This is a genomic window from Novosphingobium sp. (assembly GCF_019748365.1).
In the GTDB taxonomy this organism is placed as follows: Bacteria; Pseudomonadota; Alphaproteobacteria; order Sphingomonadales; family Sphingomonadaceae; genus Novosphingobium.
This window is the reverse complement of sequence record NZ_JAIEPN010000105.1, coordinates 1-2513: the sequence shown is the minus strand read 5'-3', so window position 1 is coordinate 2513 and position 2513 is coordinate 1. Positions and strand designations below refer to the sequence as shown.

The following is a 2513-nucleotide window of genomic DNA, read 5'->3' as shown; positions in this document are numbered from 1 at the left end:
TGGACCGGCGTGCAAAAGGGACCCCGTTAGCGGGGTGATCGGCGTCTAAAAGGGACCCCTCATTCTGATGGTGTAGCGGGCTGCCTGGTTTTCCAAGTGGCGAGATCGGGATGTTGGTGGTGGAGACAGTTGTTCGGATTCGGCGCGAGCACGCCAGTGGGAAGGCGATCAAGGCGATAGCGCGGGATCTGCGGCTGTCGCGCAAGGTGGTGCGCAAGGCGATCCGGGCGCCGGAGGGGGCGTTCGATTACCACCGCACGGTTCAGCCGCTGCCTCGGCTTGGGCCGTTCCAGGAGCGGCTCGACACGCTGCTGACGGAGAACGAGGCCCGGCATCGGCGCGATCGGCTGCGGATGACGCGGATTCATGACCTGTTGTGCCGTGAGGGGTTCGAGGGGTCCTACGATGCGGTGCGGCGCTACGCCCGGCGGTGGATGGAGGCACGGCGTAAGGATGCGGGCGACGGCGCCCCGGCCTTCATCCCGCTGCTGTTCCAACCCGGCGAGGCCTACCAGTTCGACTGGAGCCACGAGGACGTGGAGATCGCCGGCAAGCCAATGCGGGTGAAGGTGGCGCATATGCGGCTATGCGCGTCGCGGGCAGTCTACGTCCGGGCTTATCCGCGCGAGACGCAGGAGATGGTGTTCGATGCCCATGCCCGGGGCTTTGCCTTCTTCGGCGGCGTTCCGCTGCGCGGGATCTACGACAACATGAAGACCGCGGTGACCTCAGTGTTCGTCGGCAAGGAGCGTGTGTTCAACCGCCGCTTCCTCGTCATGGCCGATCATTACATGGTCGAGCCCACGGCCTGCTCGCCGGCGGCGGGATGGGAGAAGGGTCAGGTCGAGAACCAGGTCCAGACCATCCGGGGTCGTTTCTTCCAGCCCCGCCTGCGCTTTGCCAGCATCGAGGAGCTCAACGGATGGCTGGAGGCCGAGTGCCTGCGCTGGGCCGCGTTGCATCCGCATCCCGAGCAGAAGGAGTTGACCGTTGCCGAGGCGCTGGATCTCGAACGGCCGTCTTTACAGCCGATGCTGGCGCCGTTCGATGGCTTCCACGAGACCGCACATGCCGTGACCGGCACCTGCCTGATCAGCTTCGACCGCAACCGCTACTCGGTCATGGCCAAGGCGGCGCGGCGGGCCGTTCAGGTCCGTGCCTATGCCGACCGGATCGTCGTGCGCCTCGGCGACGAGGTCATCGCCGAGCATGCCCGGCACTTCGGCCGTGACCGGACGATCTACGATCCTTGGCATTATCTCCCCGTCCTCGCCAACAAGCCCGGCGCCTGGCGCAACGGCGCCCCCTTCCATGGCTGGGACCTGCCGCCGGCACTGACGCGGCTGCGCCGCAAGCTGGGGAGCGGTGACGAGGCCGACCGGCGCTTCGTGCGCGTTCTGGCCGCTGTGCTGACCGATGGCCTGGAAGCGGTCGAGGCTGCGATCCGCGAGGCGCTCGATGCCGGTGCCGCCAGCGACGAGGTGATCCTCAACATCCTGGCGCGATACCGCGAGCCAGCAACCGACCGGCCCCTCGACGTGGTCGTCGACCTCAAGCTCAGCCATCCGCCGATCGCGGACTGCGCCCGCTACGACACGGTGCGAGGCCTCGATGCAGCGGCATGAGATGATCGAGGCGATGCGCGGGCTCGGCCTCAGGGGCATGGCCAGTGCGTTCGATGAAGCCGTCACCACGGGATTGCAGCGCAAGCGCACGACCCACGAGATCCTGACCGACCTGCTGCGGGCGGAAGCGGCACATCGCCATGCCGCCTCGATCCGCTACCGCATGACCGCAGCCAAGCTACCGGTGGTCAAGGATCTCGATGCCTTCGTGTTCGAGGGCACCCCGATCAACGAGGGCCTGGTCCGCTCCCTCCACGCCGGCTCCTTCCTGCCAGGACGGCGCAATATCGTGCTCATCGGCGGCACGGGCACCGGCAAGACTCACCTCGCCACCGCGATTACCGCCAGCGTCGTTTGTGCCGGCGCCCGCGGGCGCTACTTCAACACGGTCGATCTTGTCACCCGGCTCGAGGAGGAAGCCCGCATCGGCAAGGCCGGTGCCATGGCCGCCCAGCTCAGCCGGCTCGACGTCGTGGTGCTCGATGAACTGGGCTACCTGCCGTTCGCCAGATCAGGCGGACAGCTGCTGTTCCACCTGATCAGCAAGCTCTACGAGAAGACCTCGGTCATCATCACCACCAACCTGGCCTTCGGCGAATGGCCCACCGTGTTCGGTGACCCCAAGATGACCACCGCGCTGCTCGACCGCATCACGCACCATTGCGATATCGTCGAGACCGGCAACGACAGCTGGCGCTTCAAACACCGCAACTGAGCCGACCCAACCCCGAAAAACGATCTTCGTGCTGCTGCCGCCTCCGGTCGGGCTACGCCCTCCCTACGCCGCCAGCAGCGCGAAACCTGCGCCCAGCATCAACCGATCCACATGACCGCAAGGGGGTCCCTTTTGCGCGCCGATAGGGGGGCCCGATTGGACGCCGATTGACA

The 2513-nt window shown here is 66.5% G+C and carries 2 protein-coding genes; both read left to right on the top strand.

From position 1 onward, the window contains the following. Nucleotides 1–110 precede the first annotated feature (110 nt). On the top strand, nt 111–1625 hold the full coding sequence (gene istA, locus K5Q19_RS13350; protein WP_292946000.1) for an IS21 family transposase: 1515 nt from the start codon (nt 111–113) through the stop codon (nt 1623–1625). Next, complete coding sequence (gene istB, locus K5Q19_RS13345) at nt 1612–2340, top strand: IS21-like element helper ATPase IstB (RefSeq protein WP_292945997.1); 729 nt, start codon at nt 1612–1614, stop codon at nt 2338–2340. Before istA ends, istB begins: the two co-directional genes overlap by 14 nt. Nucleotides 2341–2513 lie beyond the last annotated feature (173 nt).

Excerpts from the sequence above, each read along its gene's own strand:
- istB (WP_292945997.1), top strand. The coding sequence starts at position 1,612 with ATGCAGCGGCATGAGATGATCGAGGCGATGCGCGGGCTCGGCCTCAGG.
- istA (WP_292946000.1), top strand. The coding sequence starts at position 111 with ATGTTGGTGGTGGAGACAGTTGTTCGGATTCGGCGCGAGCACGCCAGT.